This window comes from Gudongella sp. DL1XJH-153, assembly GCF_049310905.1.
Taxonomy (GTDB): domain Bacteria; phylum Bacillota; class Clostridia; order Tissierellales; family Tissierellaceae; genus Gudongella.
Window position 1 is genome coordinate 84,870 of record NZ_JBMEMN010000003.1, and the last position, 18,437, is coordinate 103,306.

Here is an 18,437-nt window from a genome sequence, read left to right on the forward strand (position 1 = left end):
ATTGTTAATCAATTTTTATATAAGGCTTCAATATATATGGGAGACAAAGTTGGATTGTATTCAAATTCCTTTTTCAGGTTGTTCAATACTGTTTCCGGATCCTCTGAATGCATGGATGTCACTTTAAGCTTGTTTTCCTGTGCTTTTAATATTTCTGTTGATACTTCGTTTATCTTATCCATAATGGCAAAGATAAGCATGGTACTGAAAATCCATATTTCTGCTATTGATAAGACCTTAATGTTCTGGTAGGTTTTCAATGTATCTATAATTGTGTTTTCGTCAAAGTTACCTTTGGTATTTTCTATTAAATCTGTAGCTATATGATAGATTTGAGGGTAGCCTTTGAAAATAGTATTTGTCAATATCCCGAGAATCAACTTATCTTTTTTAGTTGAGGATACCTTTAACTTACTATACTCTTCCTCTATCTTATAATAATTGTCTAGAATCCATGATATACCTAATATCAAATCATCTTCCCTGGAAGCAATATCTGATAAATCATTGTAGGTCTTAGTGATTTCACGAAAGTTTTTGTCCATATTGGAAATAAGCCTTCTAATATTAAGGTTTTTATATTTTACATTGCTCTCCGTTGCAAGCCTTACAATACTTGATTTTAATTCAGGTGTCATCATAAGAAAAACCCCTTAATAAACATGCATTAACATTTGTAGTATCTATTTACCCGACATATCGTAGACATAAACCCACAACTCTTTAGCTCCACCATGTCTTGTAAATCACAAATGGTATTATGGCAAATGCAAATACAAATTCCCTTGGGGCATAAAGATAGTTTCCCGTCAGCCAGAATAGTACCGGAATTCTGTCGGGAAGAACTCGATATATCAGTGCCAGAATAGCAATGGATATTATCAATACCAGTATCCCCTTCTTGTTTGTCACTGTTCTCACTCCTCTTGTCTTTTTTCTGTTTGCGAGCTTAAATACCTTTTCATATACCTTATACCCACCGCTCCCAGTGGAGCTGTCAAGATTATTGAAAGAACAGCCATTGAAAGTATCAGGTCGCCACCCCGAACTCCATATGCAAGAGGTACAGCTCCAATTGCAGCCTGTACTGTTGCCTTTGGAGTATATGCCACAGCGCAGAAGAGTTTTTCCTTTTTATTGAGTCTAGTGCCAAGAAGTGCAATGTAAACTCCAGCTGATCTTAAAACAAGTCCTGCAGCTATTATCAAAAGTCCCCATCCCCCTGCATGGAGTGTCAGATTTATATCCACCTGTGCTCCAACAAGAACAAATAATAGAATTTCTGCAAGTATCCAAATCTTATTAAACTTTACCGAGAGCCGTTTGGCTACAATTCCCCTCTTCAGGAGTATTACAAATCCTATTGTCATAACTCCAAGGAATCCGGAAAATGGAATCCTCCGAGAAATGAGATCTTCAAATCCCATTAGAAGGATTGCAGCACCAAGAATCATCAGAACCTTTTTTGTATCCCTTATGTGGTGGGTCTCAAATATACTAACGAATACAAGACCTACAGCAAATCCGACTCCAACTCCTGTGACTATTGACAGAGGAATCTGAAGAAGCTGACCTGCTAGACTGATATTTTCACCGCCGTACAATCCCAGGAAGCTGGTGAAAATTGTTATTGCAATAATATCATCAAGTGATGCTCCTGCAAGTATCAAGGTAGGTATATTCTTGTCTTCACCTCTTTTTTCTTCCTTCAGTTGAAGCATTGCAGGAACCACTACAGCCGGAGATACTGCGGCTATTATAAACCCTAAAATCCCCCCTTGTATAAGTGTAAAATCAAATATCAAAGTTGAAATCAACATTATAGTTACACCTTCAAGAACTCCAGGGATAAAGCTCAATCCAAGGGCAGATCTTCCTACTTTTTTTAGCACATCCCAGTCCAGACCCAGACCCGCCCTTAAAAGTATGATAATCAGGGCTATTTCTCTAAAATCAGCTGAAACCCTCATCAACTCCGGGCTAATAAAATCCAGTCCATTTGGTCCCATTGCAATTCCAACAAGGAGCATCCCCAGGAGACCGGGTATCTTAAGCTTCTCCAATATCCAATTTGCCGCCAGACCTAATATTGTTATGATTCCAAGACTAGTTGCCATTTAAATCCCCCCTAAAATAATACATCAAAAAACTCCTGCCAGGGACTTGTTAAAGTCCCAGACAGGAGTCATTAGCCGTAGCAGTCAATGGTGAACCCCATCACCTATAATGATTTAATTTCTTTATTAATTATAACCTTTCTATTGCCCAAAGGTCAATTACAATATTCTTTTCGCACCTTCATTTTCAAGCTTGTGTCTGTATACATCCCAGCTTGGAAACTCCTCACTTATGAACTGGGAGACATTGTTGAAGACCTGATCGTCCCCTTCCTTGGCTATACACATGATTGTTGATCCAGCTCCGCTTAGGTATGAACCCAGAACTCCCAATGCACCAGCCGCAGCCATTACCTTGTCAAAGCCCGGAATCAGGTCACCCCTGTAGGGCTGGTGCATTTTATCCTGAAAGCCTATCTTGATCATCTCATCCTGTCCTGTCATAAGGGCAGATACAAGAAGGGTTGCACGGCTTACATTGTAAATGGCATCCTTGCGTGGAATTCGTTCTGGCAAAGCCGCCCTTGCCTTCTCAGTGGGTAGGTGATAATCAGGTACAATGGTTATAAAATCATAGTTGTTTTTTAAAGGTATTCTGATACTGTAGACCTCTCCCTCCTCCATGGCTGAAATCACAACCCCTCCCAGCAGAGCAGGTGTAACATTGTCCGGATGTCCTTCCATGTATGTTGCAATCCTTAGAATATCATTTCTTTCAAGAGGGCGGCCCAGCACTTCATTGGCACCCATCATTCCCCCGATTATACAGGATGATGATGATCCAAGGCCTCTTGCGATTGGGATCTCCGCATCTATTTTTATCTCAACAGGTTCCGGATCTCTTCCAAGATGCTCGAAAACCATGTTGTATCCCTCATGAACCATTGAATCTATCTTTGTGGATCCTGAATTTGCCTTAAATGAAAATTCATTGTATCTGTCTATGGCAAGACCCATGACATCAAAGCCTGGGCCCAGATTTGCACTTGTGGCCGGTACTCTTATCCTAATCATTTGACTTCCCTCCCTGAAGAAGCTCAAGAACGGCATTCTTCATCTCTTCCTTTTTGCATGTCTGTCTGTGTAAAACCGGCAGGTTTTCAAGCTCTGAAACCTGGGAAGGTATCTCTACCTCCATTGCATCAGCAATTATTTCTATTCCCTCAAACAGATTCTTGGGAACGGTCTTGCCCATTGATGAAATAACTTTTCCCGGGAATTTAAAGGGACTTGCAGTGGATGCTATGATAACTGGCTTATCATCACCAGTTTCCTTTAAAAACTTCTTATAGACACTGTATGCAACTGCCGTATGGGGATCCATAACATAGCCTTCCCCCCTGAACATTTTATCAATGCTTGTAGAAACTTCAACTTCATCTGCAAATTCACCATAAATCTCTTCTTTGCTGAAATCTGACCATCTGAAGGAGCCTTCCTTTGATAGCTTATCCATCATATCCTGAATTGCAGACTGATTTTTCCCTGAAATATGGAAAAGGAACCTCTCCAGATTACTTGAAACCAAAATATCCATTGATGGAGAAGATGTAAGTAATAGCTTTCTTTCCTTGTCGTATAAACCTGTCTCAAAGAAATCGGTCAAGACCTTGTTGTCATTTGATGCACATATCAGTCTGTCAACTGGAAGACCCATTTCCTTGGCATAGTAAGCTGCAAGTATATTACCAAAGTTTCCAGTTGGCACAACTATGTTTATTTCCTGGCCGGCTTTGATTTTCTCTTCTTTCAGCAGATTCAGATAACCGTACACATAATATACAACCTGAGGAATCAATCTTCCGATGTTAATGGAGTTTGCAGATGACAATACGTAGCCACTCTCCTTTAGTTCCTTATTGTATTCAACATCTCCAAAAATATCCTTTACGCCCTTTTGTGCGTCATCAAAATTGCCTTCTATTGCAACTACATGAGTATTGTCGCCCCTTTGTGTAACCATTTGAAGTCTCTGCAATTCACTTACTCCGTCTTTAGGATAGAAGACAACAACATTTACACCCGGAACATCTCTGAAGCCTTCCAAGGCAGCCTTGCCTGTGTCTCCTGATGTTGCTGTCAGAACCACCACCTCTTCCTCAATCCCCTTGTTTAGAAGTGCTGACCTCATAAGATATGGCAGGACTGTAAGAGCCATGTCCTTAAATGCTAGGGTCGGTCCATGGAAAAGCTCCAGAAAATGCACTCCAGCTTTTTCCACAAGTTTTACCGGCTCTTTGTTACCAAATTTCTCTCCATATGCACCGTTTATGGCTGCATTAATATCCTCTTCCGGATAATCATCAAAATACATCCCAACAATCAATTTTGCCAGCTCTTTATATGAAAAGTCCTTTAGACTTTCAAACTCAGACAGTGTTGGGATGCTCTCTGGCACAAACAGTCCCCCGTCCTCTGCAATTCCCCTTATGATGGCCTCCATTGAAGAAACCTTATTGTCCTTGTTTCTAGTGCTGTAATATTTCATCTTCTCCTCCTACTCTACCAGTGCAATCAGTGAAAAAGGTTTGTCTTCGTGCTCAGCAAGCTTATACAGAAGGTCATGAAGCTTGACCTTTTCAGTTATAAATGCAAATTCTCCACCTTTGTCATGGATAATCTCTTTAATATATTTTTCGGGTATTTCCATGGTCTCATCATAATCAGATATTCTTAGATAATAGTTTCCACTGATATCCTCATTCTTATTTTCAAGTCTTTTCCCTCTTAATGGATTTACTTTTTTTTGAGTCTCAAGAATGCAGTCAATGACATCTGTCAAAATTGCATTTGCAGTTGGATACATTCCTGCCCCAGGCCCCTGAAAACCAAGAACTCCTGAGTATTTGCCCACAATGGAAACGCTATTTTCCGCTCCATTTACGCCTGAAAAATAGCTTCCAAATGGTACAGCCTTCGGCTGAACTATTGCCTGATATCCTCCTTCAACTATTCGGACTTCAGCAATCAGCTTTGCTTTTCTTCCCATTTCCTTCAGAAGACCTATATCAAGACCTGAAATTGAATCAATTCCATCACAGATTATATCGTCCTCGGTTACAGAGGCTCCAAGTGCCATGGTTGAAAGTATTCTCAACTTCCGCATGGTATCAATTCCTTCAACATCAGACGAAGGATCAGCCTCTGCATATCCCAAATTCTGGGCTTCCTTGAGAATATCATCATATGCAAGCCCTTCATCTGTCATCCTAGTAAGGATATAGTTGCAGGTTCCGTTGAGTATGCCTTGAACCTTTGAAATACTGTTGGCTCTAATCTGATCTTTTAGTGGTTTTAAAATGGGAATCCCACCTGCAACGCTCGCTTCATAAAGGAAGTAAACATCATTCTCCTCAGCCAAGTGTGACAGCTCCTCAAAATATGCTGATACAACGGCCTTATTTGCAGTTACTACATGCTTTCCTCTGTCAAATGCCTTGCTGATATATCTGTAGCTAAGATCCACATCGCCAGTTACCTCGACGACTATATCTATATCATCATCTCCTACAATGTCCTCTGGATTAAGAGTTAACTTACTTAAGGGAACTTCAGTTTTCCGTTCCTTGTAGAGATCTCTTACCAATATGCTTTTTATCTCGATTTCTGTCCCAAGCAAGGCTACCAATTCCTCACCCTTGTCCTGGAGAATCCTGTATACTCCTTGTCCTACTGTTCCAAATCCAAGTAATCCTATGTTAATCATTCTTTTTCCTCCCAATTGTTTACAAGAAGCTCTCCAATCTGTACAGCATTTGTTGCAGCGCCTTTTCTGATGTTGTCTGCAACGATCCAAAGATTTAAGCCATTTTCCTGACTGAAGTCCCTTCTGATCCTACCTACATAAACCTCATCCTTGCCCTCTGCATCCTGTGGTATTGGATATTCAGCCTTCTCCGGGTCATCCTTTACAATGATTCCGGGATAGCCCTGAAGGATTTTTCTTACTACATTTATGTCAAATTTTCTTTTCAGCTGAATATTTGCTGATACACTATGGGCAAATCTCACAGGAACCCTTACGGTTGTGGCAGTAATCTTCATTTCATCATCATGTAGGATTTTTCTTGTTTCTTGAATCATTTTCATCTCTTCCTTGGTATAGCCATTATCAAGAAATACATCTATATGAGGAAGCACATTACCATTTATTGGATATGGATAGAATTCAGCCAAGCCTTTATCAAGATCCCTGAGCCCCTTGGTCCCTGACCCTGAAACGCTCTGGTAGGTTGAGTATACAACCCTCTCAATTCCATATGCATCCTGCAGTGCCTTTAAGGGTAGCATGCATTGAATGGTCGAGCAGTTTGGATTGGCGATTATTCCCTTTGAGTTTTTGATGTCCTCTGGGTTAACCTCCGGCACCACCAAAGGAACTCCCGGATTCATTCTGAAAACTGAGCTGTTATCAACTACCTGAATTCCTTTTTCAGCAGCAATTGGTGCATACTTTTCACTTACTGCTCCTCCTGCAGCAAAAAATGCAATATCTATTTCCTTGTCAAAAGCTTCCTCTGAGATCTTTATTACTTTGTATTCTTTATCCTTGAACTGAACGATTTCACCTTCAGATCTTTCAGAAGCAATTAGGTATAGGTTCTGAACCGGAAAATCCTTCTCCTGAAGTACCTGAAGTATTGTTCTTCCAACAAGACCGGTAGCTCCTACAACTGCAACATTAAACTTTTTCATCTAATTTGCCTCCTTTTCATTAAATGCATTATAAATTGCTCTTACGGACTTATCAAAGTCATCATTCTCAATTCCAATCAATATATTCAATTCGCTTGAACCCTGAGATATCATCCTTATATTTATATCGTCCTTGTAAAGGGCAGTAAACACCTTTGATGAAACACCCTTTGTGTTGATCATTCCTCTTCCCACAACTGCAAGGAGAGCCATTTTTGAATAGGCTGCAATGTTATCCGGATTACAGTATATCCTTATCTCCTCCATGAGCTTTGATAGCTTTCCATTCAGTTCCTTATCAGAAACAATAACGGATATTGAATCTATGCTCGATGGCATATGTTCAATGGTTACATCATTTGCCTCAAAAACAGATACAAGTTTCCTTAAGAATCCCTTCTCTGCAGTCATTTGAGTCTTTTCAACCGAGATTACCGTAAAGTCTTTTTTCCCTGCCAGACCAGTAATAATACCAGGACTGCTTTCAGACCAATTGTCGTTTACAATAAGTGTCCCCGGGTCTTCAGGTTTGTTTGTATTTCTAATCTGAATCGGTATTCCCTTGGTCCTCACTGGAAATATTGCCTCTTCGTGTAATACTGGTGCCCCCATGTAGGATAACTCCCTCAGTTCCTTGTAGGTGATTTCCCTTATTGGCAAAGGATCATGGACAACTTTTGGGTCCGCCTTTAGGAATCCCGATACATCTGTCCAGTTTTCATATAGCTTGGCTCCGATTCCATTGGCAATTATTGAACCGGTTACATCCGATCCGCCTCTTGAAAAGGTAATTATGCTACCGTCCTCGTCAGCCCCGTAAAATCCTGGAACCACTGCTCTTTCAGCATTCAGGAGTCTGTCTTCCACCAGTTTTTCAGTCTCTATTTCATTGAGCACTCCTCTTGCATTAAATCTTATCACTTCCGTAGCATCAATAAATTCTGCCCCCAGATAATCTGCCAATATAAGTCCGTTTATGTATTCTCCTCTGCTGGCACAATAATCTCTTGATGCTCCCTTGGAGATATTATCCCTTACCTGGTCCAGAATACTTTCAATGTCAATTTCAAGATTCAAATCCTTGCAGATTCCCTCGTACCTGCCTCTTATCAGTTGGAACACCTCGTCAAAATGGAGGTTATGGGAGGAAAGCTGGTGACACATATACAAGAGATCCGTGACTTTGTGATCCTTTCCATGTCTCTTCCCTGGAGCTGAAGGCACCACAATCCTTCTGTCCGGGTTCTCCGTGACTATGTTTTTCACCTTTATAAATTGCTGGCTGTCAGCTAATGAGCTTCCGCCAAATTTTGCCACTATTATTCCTTCCACTTGCTTCGCCTCCTTGTTCTATTTATTGTTGAAATTTCCGCAGTCTAATTGCACAATTTCATTTTCCCTTCGGTCCATGAAATTGGCATTCATAAAAAAATAAACACCCGTCCCAAAAAGGACGAGTGTTATGTTCTCGCTTCCACCTAAATTAATAATCTGATAACAGGCCGTAACGTATGCCGACGCAATTCCCTACTGGTTTTCAGGATTGTACTCCGAGGTGGTTTTCTGACCTGGGTATCGTAAGAAGTCTTTCAGCCGGTGAACTTCTCTCTCTTTTGACCCTTCAGGACATACTCTTCCTCATCAACGCTTTTAATCATTCTAATACCAAGAAGAGGATATGTCAAGAGAGGATTTTAAATTTTCTGTAAAAACTTTTCCCTGGTGCAGTCCTACTTAATGGCATTGACAAATGTCTTCACAAATACTGGAAGGTCATTTGGGTTTCTCGATGTTATTAGATTGCCATCGACAACAACTTCCTTGTCAACCCAATTTGCACCAGCATTTATCAAATCATCCTTTATTGAAAAGAACGATGTCATTTCCTTCCCCTTAAGGTCACAGCAGGATGCCATCATCCAAGGTCCGTGACATATTGCTGCAATTGGTTTATTCTGCTTGCAGAATTCCTTTACCAATTCCTTTGTCGCTTCTGTTCTTCTCATATTGTCTGGAGAGAAACCACCCGGAATCAATATCCCATCGTAGTCCTCTGCCCTGACCTCAGAAGATGCATGAGTGCTTTTCATACCTACTCCTGATTTACTTGTATATACTGTTTCCTTTTGTGATCCTACAAGATGAACCTCAAAATCCTCTTTAAGTCTGAAATAAGGATAAATCAGCTCCTTTTCGTCAAATACATTCTCTATCAATATTGCTACTTTCTTCATATAAAATCCCTCCTATAGAATTCTTCATTCTATTAGATACCCGAAGGATAGGATTTTATTCTGTTAAAGAAAGTCAAACATTATCAATCCGACAGTGTTGATCGCCAGATTTGCCATCATATGAACAACCCATGAGTTAATGATATTTCTGTTTTTTTCGTTAAGAAAATTAAAAATTACTCCTCCCACGAACAATCCTGTCATGGCAAGTACAAAAATCAATGGACTAAACCAGCTTCCAATAATGGCAACATGATAAATTGCAAAAAACAAGGCGCTTATGGTATATGCCTTCAATCTTGCAGTTATTTTTAGAAGTCCTAAAAACAAGTACCCTCTAAAGAAAAATTCCTCAAGCAATGAGTTGATAAATGATATATATAATGCAACAAGGATAAAATTCTCCCTTGTCACGCCAAGGTCCTCCTTAAGGGCAAGCTTAATTCCCTGAAGATCGATATAAGGTGAAAGGAACATATAGACTCCAATAATCACAAGATAGACTGTACCTCCCAAGCCAAAGGATATTGCCAACTCCTTTTTTCCAGCTGGCTTAAGCAGAGCTTCCATGTTTTGTGTTGCTCCAAACTTGGCTGAGATCAAGGGAACCATTAAAAATAGTACTATCTTTATCATTGACTTTATTCCGTATTCGGGGTTGATAAATCCATCCACCACTGACATAAGTGCAACAGACAGCAGTGATACTAATATGATTTTTTTCATTACAGTGGATACCTTCCAGTTTCAGTTATCAAAGGCTTGCCATCCTTGTCCAGAAGTACAGTCAGTCCTCCTGCATATCCCTCGCCAACAAACAAATAGTTTACTCCCGTTTCTGTATCCACAAGAATCTTTGTAGTCGATAGTTTGCCTTCCTTGTGAAGTACCTGAAATCTTTTTTCGGCCATTCCGATCACCTCCTTCTCCCTAATTGTACCACAACCTGACAGCAGTGATATGCTTATATATCACAAAATTTATTTGAAATATCTACAATCCAGGTGTATAATGAATATTACCATATGCGGCTGTGGCGGAACTGGCAGACGCGCTAGATTCAGGTTCTAGTCCTAATTGCTAGGGTGGGGGTTCGAGTCCCTTCAGCCGCACCAGAATTGACAAGGTTTCTACCTTGTCTTTTTTTCGTTTACTAGTGATATTCCATCTATTCTTTGCTATACTAAAGGGGAAGAGAGGGGGTAGAATAATGATACTACATTATGTAAAAGTTAATCCGGCACAAAATATGACGGTCTTTGTTCTGGATCAGGTCCCCAGAAAAGACCATGCAGAGATTTCACGCAAGCTTATGAGCTATGACAGCATCCACGCTGAACAGATTGGTTTCATTGAAAAGACAATCCTTCCTGATTCCACCGAGACTCTGAGACTCCAGATGATGGGCGGTGAGTTCTGTGGCAATGCCAGCAGATCATTTGCAGCATACATGGTCTATACAGAATATCCTTCCATACAAAAGAAAGACAAAGATTTTGTAGTGCCCTTACAAGTATCCGGTTGGGAGAGGAATGTGGAATGTATTGTTACACCTCTTAAACAAAAGAACCGATTTCGATCACGTATACAAATGCCTTTACCCAAGAATGTCGGAGCTCAGGAATTTATAGTTCAGGGTGAAACAATATCAACTATCCGAGTCGACTTTTTTGGAATTACTCATTTTATTGTGGACAAAGACCTTGTAAGAAGCAGCTTGGAATTCTACAACATTGTAAAAACCAAAATGGACGAAGAGGAATACGAAGCCTTTGGAGTAATGTTTTACGATTTCGAGGAAAAGAACTTGGTACCGCTGGTTTATGTTAAAGGAACTGATACCATGTGCTGGGAAAAAAGTTGTGCATCGGGAGCAGCTGCATTGGGAGTTTGCCTATCATACCTGGACGATGTTAACACAACTGAAGCTATTGTTCAGACAGGTGGCATCCTGAATATAGACGTAAAATGGCTTGATGGAGAAGCTAGCGAGATTTATCTCGACGGTGAAGTGGAAATTGTATCAGAGGGAACAGTATTACTTAATTTATAGGAGTATGGCAGATGGAAGATAGACGACTTAAAAAAACTATTTCAATAGCAGTTGAAACTGGGATGATTATGCTACAGAACGGGGCTGAGACCTATCGAGTTGAGGAAACCATCACAAGGATGATTTCCTCGAAAACAACATCCAATGTTGAAGTCTTTGTTATGTCAACAGGGATAATTGTTGGAACCGAAATCAATGATGAACCCTACACAACAGTTTCGAGAGTTCCCTCAATTGGACTTGATCTTGAAACAATTGCGCGGGCGAATTCCTTTTCAAGGATATTTACCCAGGGAGAAATGTCCAATGAAGAAACCGATATTATTCTAAATCAGCTTAAGTCTCCACCACAATTTTCAAAACCGATAAGGTACGCCTTCAGCGGTATGGCAGGAGGCTTCTTTGTGCTGATGTTTGGAGGTACCTTTGTCGAATTTATCCTAGCATATATTGCATCCAGCTTTACGGTGTTTTCAATGGATAAATTAACTGGACTAAAATTGAATTTCTTTGTTAAGAATATTCTTGGCGGACTCCTTTCAGCCCTTTCAAGTATATTTCTGGTGTTCCTGGTGGGTCTTCTTTCCACAATTGCTGATTTCAATATTGTCATAATCGGTCCCCTTATGACCCTTGTCCCTGGAGTTTCACTTACAAATGGCATCCGTGATCTAATCTCCGGTGAGCTTATTGCGGGAACAACAAAAATGATGGAGGCACTTTTTATTGCAATAGCATTGGCATTTGGTGTGGGTATTGTGCTACAGGTAATTATTGCATTTATTTAGGAGGATTTTTTATGTATCTTTTGACTCAGGGACTTTATTCTCTGCTTTGTGTAATAGGCTTTTCAATAATATTCAATTTGCCAAGAAGACTTATCCCACTGGCATCCACAAGTGGGATGCTTGGATGGATTGTCTACATACTTCTGCAGCAAACAGCCGCGAGTTTTATTATACCCGCCTTTGTAGGGTCAATATTTGTGGGAACCATTGGTGAACTGGCTGCAATCTATAAAAAACAGCCAGCTACAATTTTTATTATTCCTGCAATAATACCATTTGTACCAGGATATGGAATCTACTATACAATGTTTCATATTATCGACAACAACTTTTCTCAGGCGTTGGTCACTGGAGGAGAGTCAATATTTATAGCAATTTCAATAGCATGTGGTGTCGTGATTGCAACCTCGGTTGTTAGATATATCCGCCCGTATATTGAGAGTCGCTTCGCAAAATAGTGCCCACGGGGACGTTCCCCCTGGGCACTTCTGCTTTCATTTTGCTTTTCTGATAACCGCCCTGCTTATTCCTGTGAGTCTGGATATCTGCCTGTCAGAAATCCCACTATTACTAAGCTCCACTAGATGATGATCCCTCTTTCTCTTATCGAAGCCTTGTAGATCTCTGGTTGATTCAACATTACACATATTAATAATAATGCTTTTTGCATCATCATCACTTAGTCTTTTCTTATCATCTTCCATATCCAAAAATGTATGGTTGTAATACTCCTTGTGGAACTTTACATAGGCATCCCTAGCCTTATTTTTGTCTGTGCTTAAATGTTCAAGAATAAAATCAGCATCAATCAAGTTGTTAGTGTTTAGATAGCTTGAGTAGCTGCTCCAGGGATACTGTACAGGATCTTTTACCATGCCTGCAGTTACTGGATTCTGGTGAATATATCTTAATGCTGAAAGAAGATACTCTTCGTTTTCTACCACTTCACTTTTAAACCGATCTTGGAAAAGATGACCCGTTCTTTCATATTTCATATTATACCAATAAACATACTTGGCTCCGATTCTTCTCATCGACTGGCCAAAATCCTCCTGACCTTCCTTTACCAGAAGATGAATATGGTTAGTCATGAGACAATATGCATAAATTTCAAAACCACTTGTATTTTTTACATCTTCAAGAGTATACAGAAACTTTTGTGCATCCTCATTATCCTCAAATATTGTCTGTCTGTTTATTCCCCTTAGCATTAGATGGTAGATTCCAGTTCTACTTCTCACTCTGGCAGTTCTTGGCATAGTCATCCTCCATTCAAAAAATAAAATTTATGCTCAGATTATACCACAAAAAGTGCCCATGGGGAACGTCCCCCTGGGCACTTTTGCTAGTAGGATAGTCGACCCTGGACTTCTTTTAAGACCAGTTCAACTATGACAGCCATTATTGTTACCGGGATTGCTCCCTGTAGAATTTGTACCATGTCAAATGTTCTCACTCCATTTACAACAAGGACGCCCAGACCTCCTGCACCTACAGCTGCAGCAAGGGTTGCCGCACTAATATTTATAACGAGAGCCGTTCTGATTCCCCCAAGTATTACATTTAGTGCCAGGGGGATTTTTATTTTTTTGTAAAGCTGCACTGGGGTCATACCCATACCGATTGCAGCATCTACAACATCCTCCGAAACCTCCTGGATTCCAACCACAACATTATATACTATGGGCATCAGAGCATAAACAACAAGAGCAATCAGGGCTCCTTCGTAGCCATATCCAAGTATTGGTACAACCAAGGCCAATAGAGCCGGTGACGGGAATGCCTGCCCAAGATTTACTGCCTTCATCAAGGGTTCCTTAAACTCAGCTCCAAAGTCTGTTGTAGCAAAAATTCCTAGGCTTACACCCATTCCAACCGCTATGATACTTGAAATTAGGACCATCCAGATATGCTGCATAAAATACACAAGCAAAGGTGTCCTGGATCCGGTTGTGCTTTTGGAACTGAAATATCTATAGAGAATAGATTCAAACTCTTTCGAATACAAGATGATAAGTCCCAAAACAGCCGTCAGTATAAGGGCGACGATAAGATTTTTACTAAATCTTTTCATTTATATCCCTCCCTACCACCTGAAGGATCCTATTAAAGGAAATGCTTCCTCCTTCAATGGAAACCCTGTCCTCTCCTGTCAGGAGCATATGTGAAAGAGCTTCTTTCAAAGTAGCCCCCTTGGAAAGTTCAATTCCATCACTTGGAATATTTTCCTTGTAATCCTTCGCATCCTTTCTGGATAGTATTGTGAGGATACCTTCACCTTTAAAGAAGCTATCCACAAATTCATCTGTAGAATTCAGCACTACATTTTCAGGGGTATCAACACTGACAACCTTCCCATGATTCATGATGCAAATTCTATCTCCCAGAAGAATCGCTTCATCAATATCATGAGTAACAAACACAACTGTCTTTTGAAGACGCCTTTGAATCTGCCTGAATTCTTTTTGAAGCCTTAGTCTGTTTATTGGATCCACGGCTCCAAAGGGTTCATCCATAAGAATTATATCAGGATCTGATGCAAGAGCCCTTGCTACTCCAACCCTTTGAGCTTCTCCACCAGATAGCTGTGATGGCTTTTTCTTCTGATATTTATCAGGATCCAAACCGACCAGAAGCAGCAATTCATCAACCCTCTTGTCAATCTGCTCCTTGTCCCATCCCAACAACTGGGGCACAGTTGCAATATTTTTCCAAACATTCATATGTGGGAAAAGCCCTATGCTCTGTATAACATAGCCTATCCCTTTTCTCAAGTCTTCTTCCTTGAAAGAATCTATATCCTTGTCCTTGATTTTTATACTTCCTGAGGTCCTTTCAGTCATTTTATTCATAAGCCTCAGCGTTGTTGATTTCCCACAGCCAGATGGTCCCAAAATTACAAGGAGCTCGCCTTTGTCTACGTGGAGGGACAGATTGTCGACTGCCTTGAAGTTTTCATATTTCTTGGTAACATCTTTAATCTCAATCATAGATAGCCCTCCTTACTGATTTCTCAACGGCCTTAAGGAAATAATCCAAAGCCACCGTTAAGAATACTATTGGCAATACTCCAAGTAGAATAAGATCAGGTGATGCCTCTGCAAGGCCAAGGAAAACAAAACTCCCCATTCCACCCCCACCTACCAGACCTGCCAGCACCGCTCCTCCAATGGTCTGGATAAATGCTATTCGTATTCCTGTAAATATTACCGGAAATGCCAGAGGTATCTCAATTTTTCGGAGTACTTTTCGTTTGTTCATCCCCATTCCCTTTGCTGCCTGGATCACATCAGGATTTATTGAATGAAATCCAGTAAGGGTATTTCGTCCGATTGGAAGAAGTGTGTAGAGTGTAAGTGCTACAAATGCTGGAGCCCATCCTATTCCACTTACTCCAATGGCTTTAAAGATTTGAAGCTGACCCAGGCCCGAAAGCGGTACAAGTAATATCCCAAATAGTGATAGGCTTGGTATGGTCTCGATGATGCTTAAGGGAACCATGATTTTCCCCTCTAGCCTTCTTTTTGAATATGCAATGTATCCCAATGGAATTGCAATCAATCCCCCCGCAAAAACGGATCCGAAAGACAGTACCCCATGGATATAAAGATTGTTGTAGAATTGGGTCTTGCGAGCATTGTATTCCTTGATTATTGATAAATCTTCAAAATATCCAAGATATACAGCAAATCCAAGAATTAATATAAAGCCAATTCCTGTTAAAAGCTTTAACCAGGTCTTACATCTTGCTTTGGGAACATAGGTAGAAAGGATTATATACAGACAAAAGGCTTGAATGTAGAATCCCGATGAAAGGCTTACTCTCCAAGCTCCCCCTGTATTTAAGTCTCCCCTTGCTCCAAGAGGCAACAGGAATATCAACCCCATAGTCAAAACAAATCCTGTAATGGAAACAAACCCATTTTTTCTTTTTGTTGCATACAAAGAAAGGGTCATTAAAATGACCCATCCCATAATCAAAACAATTCCCCATCCTCCAAGATATTCAAAGGCGGACAGCTTCTCACCGGTCACTATCCTGTTGGGCTTGGCTTCAACAAGGGGAAACAACAAAAACGCTCCTATTCCCAATGTGGATATCAGGATTAAAACCTTGTCCTTTTTATCAGTCATATTATCACCCTATTGACTTATTCTGCCAATATACCATTCTCCTCTAGATGCATCCGTGCAACCTCGCTCGGTACAGCTCCATCAACTATAACCTGCTTATTCATTTCCTGAAGATTTTCAAGAGTTAATGTTGCAAAAACATCTTCAATTATTACTTCAATCTCAGGATACTTTTCTAGAACTTCACCTCTTACTATTGCAGAAGGCTCGTATACAGGGGGTATTGATAGCGGATCATCTATTACCACTAGATCCAGATCTGCTATTGAACCATCTGTTCCATAGGCAAGCGCAACATTGACTCCATCTGTTTCATTCGCCAAGGCACTTAGTGTCTCAGCTGTATTACCATGTGGAAGCATAATAAGCTGATCAGGCGAAAGTGAAAAACCATAGGCTTCTTCCATTCCTAGAAGTCCAGTCTGTTTTTCTGCAAAAAGTTGACTTGTAATGAACTTCACATACCCTCCATTGTTTACATATTCAGCAAAATCATACATATCTGTAATATCGTTGGCTTCTGCAAACTCTCTTTTTACTGCAAGTGCTTCTGTATTGTTAGCCTTTGCTGGAGACAACCACACAAGGTTGTTGTTTTCCATGTCATACTCTCTGATTGCCTGGTAGCCTGCGTCAGCATCTCTCCACAGATCTTCCTCATAACCCTCAGAGTAGAACTGACCATTACCGGTGTAATCCACTCCAATATGCAGCTCTCCTTCAAGCAATGCATTTCTGTGAACATCTGGTGTCCCAAACTGAACTTTATCCACAATTTCATATCCATTATCCTCAAGGGCCAAAAGTATCATGTTCCCAAGAATACCACCTTCGGTGTCTACAAATGATCCAAGCACTATTTCATCATCCTGGTTTACTACAGCCTGATCTGTATCGGCTCCACATGATGACAAGATCAAAATCAAAGACATTAATCCAACTATTATTATGAGTTTTTTGCTCATCTTTCTCTCCTCCATTTCATACTTTAACAATGTATTCCATGGAAAATATTTACCCTTACACACCTTATCTAATCAGGTACCTTTGCCTTGCTGCCATACATCAATTTGATATATTTAGATGATGCACCAATGGATCCTCCTAGGATCCTCAGCACATTAAAGAGTCCATATTTTTTTATCATCTCTGTATTTCTGTTAAGAGCAATATTTATGTAAATATAGGTCTTTAACAATTCCTTGTAATAAGCTTTCAATGTCATCTTGGAGGGCTTGATCATTACCTGTCCAAAGCTCCACTTGTCATAATCATCCGCAACATAAAGAAGTCTTTCCCTGTACTTTTCATACATTGGCAGACCAGGAAAAGGAGTCAAGGGATTTATTGAAGAAATTTCTGGCGCCAGTTCTTTTATATATCTTCTGAAGCTTTTGAAGTCTTGCCTGTCCCAGTCAGGATGAGCCATAAATGATGCCCATACATCAATCTCCAGTATTTTCAAGAATGCTGCCGCTTCACGGTTTTCATCTGTTGTGGATTTTTTACGATAATTGATAAGCTCTTTATCGCTAAATGTCTCATAACCCACCAACAGAGCCTTGAGTCCAAGGGATGCCATCTCTTCTACCTGTTCTTTGTGCCGAAGGATTCCCGCTACCGATCCGTAGGCGATGTAGTTCTTTTTTATCCCATTCTCCCTAATTACTTCTATAAGCTCTTTGACCTTTTCATCATCTGTGAAAAGATCATTGTCGATAAACATAATTGTAGGTTCTTTAATCGATAGCAGATCATTCATCCAGATATCTCTATCAATAATCTCCTCTTTGGCTCCTTCAATTCTCCACCTGAGGCAGAAATCGCAGGTCTTTGAGCAGCCTGTTCCAAGCTCCATTATTGCAGCTGGTCTGTAGCCGAAATATGAGTAGAGATTTCTATATTTTTCAGTGGATTCACGATCTGGAGAAAGGTACTGGCTTCTCCCCTTCTGTCCTGTGTCGTGATATGACAAACTTCTTGAAAGTATCCCATCAATAATATCTACTTTATTATCCTTAAGGCTTTGCATGAGCTGAAGAAGATTCTCTTTTGTCGTGTATTTGAAAATATGGTCGATTTCTTCATGGAAGAAACTCTCAGGGAATAAAAAGCTCTGGGTTCCTCCCACAAGAGTCTTGATATTCTCATCAAATTCCTTGATTTTTTTTGCTATGTAAATCACTTTCTCAACATCTATGCAGAGACTTGTAATCCCAACAATCTCAGGTGAAAAATCCTGAAGCTCCTTAAGGAGATCCTCCTCTATCATCATGTCGACGATTCTTACCTGATGATCTTTTTTTAGAACTCCATATATCATCTCCAAGCCGAGCGGCTCTGAAAACATGAAGCTGCCAAGGGTTATTGCCTGCTTGATTCTAGGGGGTCTTACCAATAGTATCCTCATTTTGTC

At 40.3% G+C, this 18,437-nt stretch carries 20 protein-coding genes, 1 tRNA gene and 1 riboswitch; of the genes, 4 read left to right on the forward strand and 17 right to left on the reverse strand.

Going from position 1 to position 18,437, the window contains the following annotated elements:
* Positions 1 to 8: 8 nt before the first annotated feature.
* The 11 genes from ACOEN1_RS02840 to ACOEN1_RS02890 all read right to left on the reverse strand — a co-directional run bounded on the left by ACOEN1_RS02840 (position 9) and on the right by ACOEN1_RS02890 (position 9,957).
* A complete protein-coding gene (locus ACOEN1_RS02840) occupies positions 9 to 641 on the reverse strand; it encodes a hypothetical protein (protein WP_422484905.1) in 633 nt (210 codons plus the stop codon).
* Positions 642 to 723: 82 nt separating this feature from the next.
* Positions 724 to 912, reverse strand: a complete 189-nt coding sequence (locus tag ACOEN1_RS02845; protein WP_422484906.1) for a hypothetical protein — start codon at positions 910 to 912, stop codon at positions 724 to 726.
* 5 nt (positions 913 to 917) lie between these two features.
* Positions 918 to 2,117, reverse strand: coding sequence for a cation:proton antiporter (locus tag ACOEN1_RS02850; protein WP_422484907.1), 1,200 nt, complete (start codon positions 2,115 to 2,117; stop codon positions 918 to 920).
* 55 nt (positions 2,118 to 2,172) lie between these two features.
* Positions 2,173 to 2,231, reverse strand: a riboswitch (Fluoride riboswitch).
* A 45-nt stretch (positions 2,232 to 2,276) separates the two neighbouring features.
* On the reverse strand, positions 2,277 to 3,131 hold the full coding sequence (thrB, locus tag ACOEN1_RS02855; protein ID WP_422484908.1) for a homoserine kinase: 855 nt from the start codon (positions 3,129 to 3,131) through the stop codon (positions 2,277 to 2,279).
* Positions 3,124 to 4,605: a threonine synthase gene (thrC, locus tag ACOEN1_RS02860; RefSeq protein WP_422484909.1), complete on the reverse strand. Its 1,482-nt coding sequence runs from the start codon at positions 4,603 to 4,605 to the stop codon at positions 3,124 to 3,126. Before thrC ends, thrB begins: the two co-directional genes overlap by 8 nt.
* A 9-nt stretch (positions 4,606 to 4,614) precedes the next feature.
* Positions 4,615 to 5,823: a homoserine dehydrogenase gene (locus tag ACOEN1_RS02865; RefSeq protein ID WP_422484910.1), complete on the reverse strand. Its 1,209-nt coding sequence runs from the start codon at positions 5,821 to 5,823 to the stop codon at positions 4,615 to 4,617.
* On the reverse strand, positions 5,820 to 6,812 hold the full coding sequence (locus ACOEN1_RS02870; protein ID WP_422484911.1) for an aspartate-semialdehyde dehydrogenase: 993 nt from the start codon (positions 6,810 to 6,812) through the stop codon (positions 5,820 to 5,822). The genes ACOEN1_RS02865 and ACOEN1_RS02870 overlap by 4 nt, the downstream gene beginning before the upstream one ends.
* Complete coding sequence (locus tag ACOEN1_RS02875) at positions 6,813 to 8,135, reverse strand: aspartate kinase (protein ID WP_422484948.1); 1,323 nt, start codon at positions 8,133 to 8,135, stop codon at positions 6,813 to 6,815.
* A 407-nt stretch (positions 8,136 to 8,542) separates the two neighbouring features.
* The gene (locus tag ACOEN1_RS02880; protein WP_422484912.1) at positions 8,543 to 9,046 is read right to left on the reverse strand and encodes a type 1 glutamine amidotransferase domain-containing protein; all 504 of its coding nucleotides are present in this window, start codon (positions 9,044 to 9,046) and stop codon (positions 8,543 to 8,545) included.
* A 63-nt stretch (positions 9,047 to 9,109) separates the two neighbouring features.
* Positions 9,110 to 9,772, reverse strand: a complete 663-nt coding sequence (locus ACOEN1_RS02885; protein WP_422484913.1) for a CPBP family intramembrane glutamic endopeptidase — start codon at positions 9,770 to 9,772, stop codon at positions 9,110 to 9,112.
* Positions 9,772 to 9,957, reverse strand: coding sequence for a DUF6440 family protein (locus ACOEN1_RS02890; protein ID WP_422484914.1), 186 nt, complete (start codon positions 9,955 to 9,957; stop codon positions 9,772 to 9,774). Before ACOEN1_RS02890 ends, ACOEN1_RS02885 begins: the two co-directional genes overlap by 1 nt.
* A 116-nt stretch (positions 9,958 to 10,073) precedes the next feature.
* Between ACOEN1_RS02890 and ACOEN1_RS02895 the strand changes: the two genes are divergently transcribed.
* The 4 genes from ACOEN1_RS02895 (at position 10,074) to ACOEN1_RS02910 (ending at position 12,345) form a co-directional block, all read left to right on the forward strand.
* A tRNA-Leu gene (locus ACOEN1_RS02895) sits at positions 10,074 to 10,161 on the forward strand.
* 95 nt (positions 10,162 to 10,256) lie between these two features.
* On the forward strand, positions 10,257 to 11,099 hold the full coding sequence (locus tag ACOEN1_RS02900) for a diaminopimelate epimerase (protein WP_422484915.1): 843 nt from the start codon (positions 10,257 to 10,259) through the stop codon (positions 11,097 to 11,099).
* An 11-nt stretch (positions 11,100 to 11,110) separates the two neighbouring features.
* Positions 11,111 to 11,887, forward strand: coding sequence for a threonine/serine ThrE exporter family protein (locus ACOEN1_RS02905; protein WP_422484916.1), 777 nt, complete (start codon positions 11,111 to 11,113; stop codon positions 11,885 to 11,887).
* A gap of 11 nt (positions 11,888 to 11,898) precedes the next feature.
* Positions 11,899 to 12,345, forward strand: a complete 447-nt coding sequence (locus ACOEN1_RS02910) for a threonine/serine exporter family protein (protein WP_422484917.1) — start codon at positions 11,899 to 11,901, stop codon at positions 12,343 to 12,345.
* Positions 12,346 to 12,381: 36 nt separating this feature from the next.
* Here ACOEN1_RS02910 and ACOEN1_RS02915 read toward each other — a convergent pair whose 3' ends face one another.
* The 6 genes from ACOEN1_RS02915 to ACOEN1_RS02940 all read right to left on the reverse strand — a co-directional run bounded on the left by ACOEN1_RS02915 (position 12,382) and on the right by ACOEN1_RS02940 (position 18,431).
* Positions 12,382 to 13,146 (reverse strand): REP-associated tyrosine transposase, encoded by a 765-nt coding sequence (locus ACOEN1_RS02915; RefSeq protein WP_422484918.1) that lies wholly within the window; start codon positions 13,144 to 13,146, stop codon positions 12,382 to 12,384.
* Positions 13,147 to 13,232: 86 nt separating this feature from the next.
* Entirely contained in the window at positions 13,233 to 13,961 is a 729-nt protein-coding gene (locus ACOEN1_RS02920) for an ABC transporter permease (RefSeq protein WP_422484919.1), read from the reverse strand.
* Complete coding sequence (locus ACOEN1_RS02925; protein ID WP_422484920.1) at positions 13,948 to 14,877, reverse strand: ABC transporter ATP-binding protein; 930 nt, start codon at positions 14,875 to 14,877, stop codon at positions 13,948 to 13,950. Before ACOEN1_RS02925 ends, ACOEN1_RS02920 begins: the two co-directional genes overlap by 14 nt.
* Positions 14,870 to 16,021 carry an ABC transporter permease gene (locus tag ACOEN1_RS02930; protein ID WP_422484921.1) on the reverse strand — a complete coding sequence of 384 codons (1,152 nt, stop codon included), beginning with the start codon at positions 16,019 to 16,021 and terminating at the stop codon, positions 14,870 to 14,872. Before ACOEN1_RS02930 ends, ACOEN1_RS02925 begins: the two co-directional genes overlap by 8 nt.
* 17 nt (positions 16,022 to 16,038) lie before the next feature.
* Positions 16,039 to 16,986 (reverse strand): glycine betaine ABC transporter substrate-binding protein, encoded by a 948-nt coding sequence (locus tag ACOEN1_RS02935; protein ID WP_422484922.1) that lies wholly within the window; start codon positions 16,984 to 16,986, stop codon positions 16,039 to 16,041.
* Between the two features lie 68 nt (positions 16,987 to 17,054).
* A complete protein-coding gene (locus ACOEN1_RS02940; RefSeq protein WP_422484923.1) occupies positions 17,055 to 18,431 on the reverse strand; it encodes a B12-binding domain-containing radical SAM protein in 1,377 nt (458 codons plus the stop codon).
* Positions 18,432 to 18,437 lie beyond the last annotated feature (6 nt).

Excerpts from the sequence above, each read along its gene's own strand:
- ACOEN1_RS02840 (WP_422484905.1), bottom strand. The coding sequence starts at position 641 with ATGATGACACCTGAATTAAAATCAAGTATTGTAAGGCTTGCAACGGAG.
- ACOEN1_RS02850 (WP_422484907.1), bottom strand. The coding sequence starts at position 2,117 with ATGGCAACTAGTCTTGGAATCATAACAATATTAGGTCTGGCGGCAAAT.
- thrB (WP_422484908.1), bottom strand. The coding sequence starts at position 3,131 with ATGATTAGGATAAGAGTACCGGCCACAAGTGCAAATCTGGGCCCAGGC.
- thrC (WP_422484909.1), bottom strand. The coding sequence starts at position 4,605 with ATGAAATATTACAGCACTAGAAACAAGGACAATAAGGTTTCTTCAATG.
- ACOEN1_RS02865 (WP_422484910.1), bottom strand. The coding sequence starts at position 5,823 with ATGATTAACATAGGATTACTTGGATTTGGAACAGTAGGACAAGGAGTA.
- ACOEN1_RS02870 (WP_422484911.1), bottom strand. The coding sequence starts at position 6,812 with ATGAAAAAGTTTAATGTTGCAGTTGTAGGAGCTACCGGTCTTGTTGGA.
- ACOEN1_RS02880 (WP_422484912.1), bottom strand. The coding sequence starts at position 9,046 with ATGAAGAAAGTAGCAATATTGATAGAGAATGTATTTGACGAAAAGGAG.
- ACOEN1_RS02885 (WP_422484913.1), bottom strand. The coding sequence starts at position 9,772 with ATGAAAAAAATCATATTAGTATCACTGCTGTCTGTTGCACTTATGTCA.
- ACOEN1_RS02890 (WP_422484914.1), bottom strand. The coding sequence starts at position 9,957 with ATGGCCGAAAAAAGATTTCAGGTACTTCACAAGGAAGGCAAACTATCG.
- ACOEN1_RS02900 (WP_422484915.1), top strand. The coding sequence starts at position 10,257 with ATGATACTACATTATGTAAAAGTTAATCCGGCACAAAATATGACGGTC.
- ACOEN1_RS02905 (WP_422484916.1), top strand. The coding sequence starts at position 11,111 with ATGGAAGATAGACGACTTAAAAAAACTATTTCAATAGCAGTTGAAACT.
- ACOEN1_RS02910 (WP_422484917.1), top strand. The coding sequence starts at position 11,899 with ATGTATCTTTTGACTCAGGGACTTTATTCTCTGCTTTGTGTAATAGGC.
- ACOEN1_RS02915 (WP_422484918.1), bottom strand. The coding sequence starts at position 13,146 with ATGCCAAGAACTGCCAGAGTGAGAAGTAGAACTGGAATCTACCATCTA.
- ACOEN1_RS02920 (WP_422484919.1), bottom strand. The coding sequence starts at position 13,961 with ATGAAAAGATTTAGTAAAAATCTTATCGTCGCCCTTATACTGACGGCT.
- ACOEN1_RS02925 (WP_422484920.1), bottom strand. The coding sequence starts at position 14,877 with ATGATTGAGATTAAAGATGTTACCAAGAAATATGAAAACTTCAAGGCA.
- ACOEN1_RS02930 (WP_422484921.1), bottom strand. The coding sequence starts at position 16,021 with ATGACTGATAAAAAGGACAAGGTTTTAATCCTGATATCCACATTGGGA.
- ACOEN1_RS02935 (WP_422484922.1), bottom strand. The coding sequence starts at position 16,986 with ATGAGCAAAAAACTCATAATAATAGTTGGATTAATGTCTTTGATTTTG.
- ACOEN1_RS02940 (WP_422484923.1), bottom strand. The coding sequence starts at position 18,431 with ATGAGGATACTATTGGTAAGACCCCCTAGAATCAAGCAGGCAATAACC.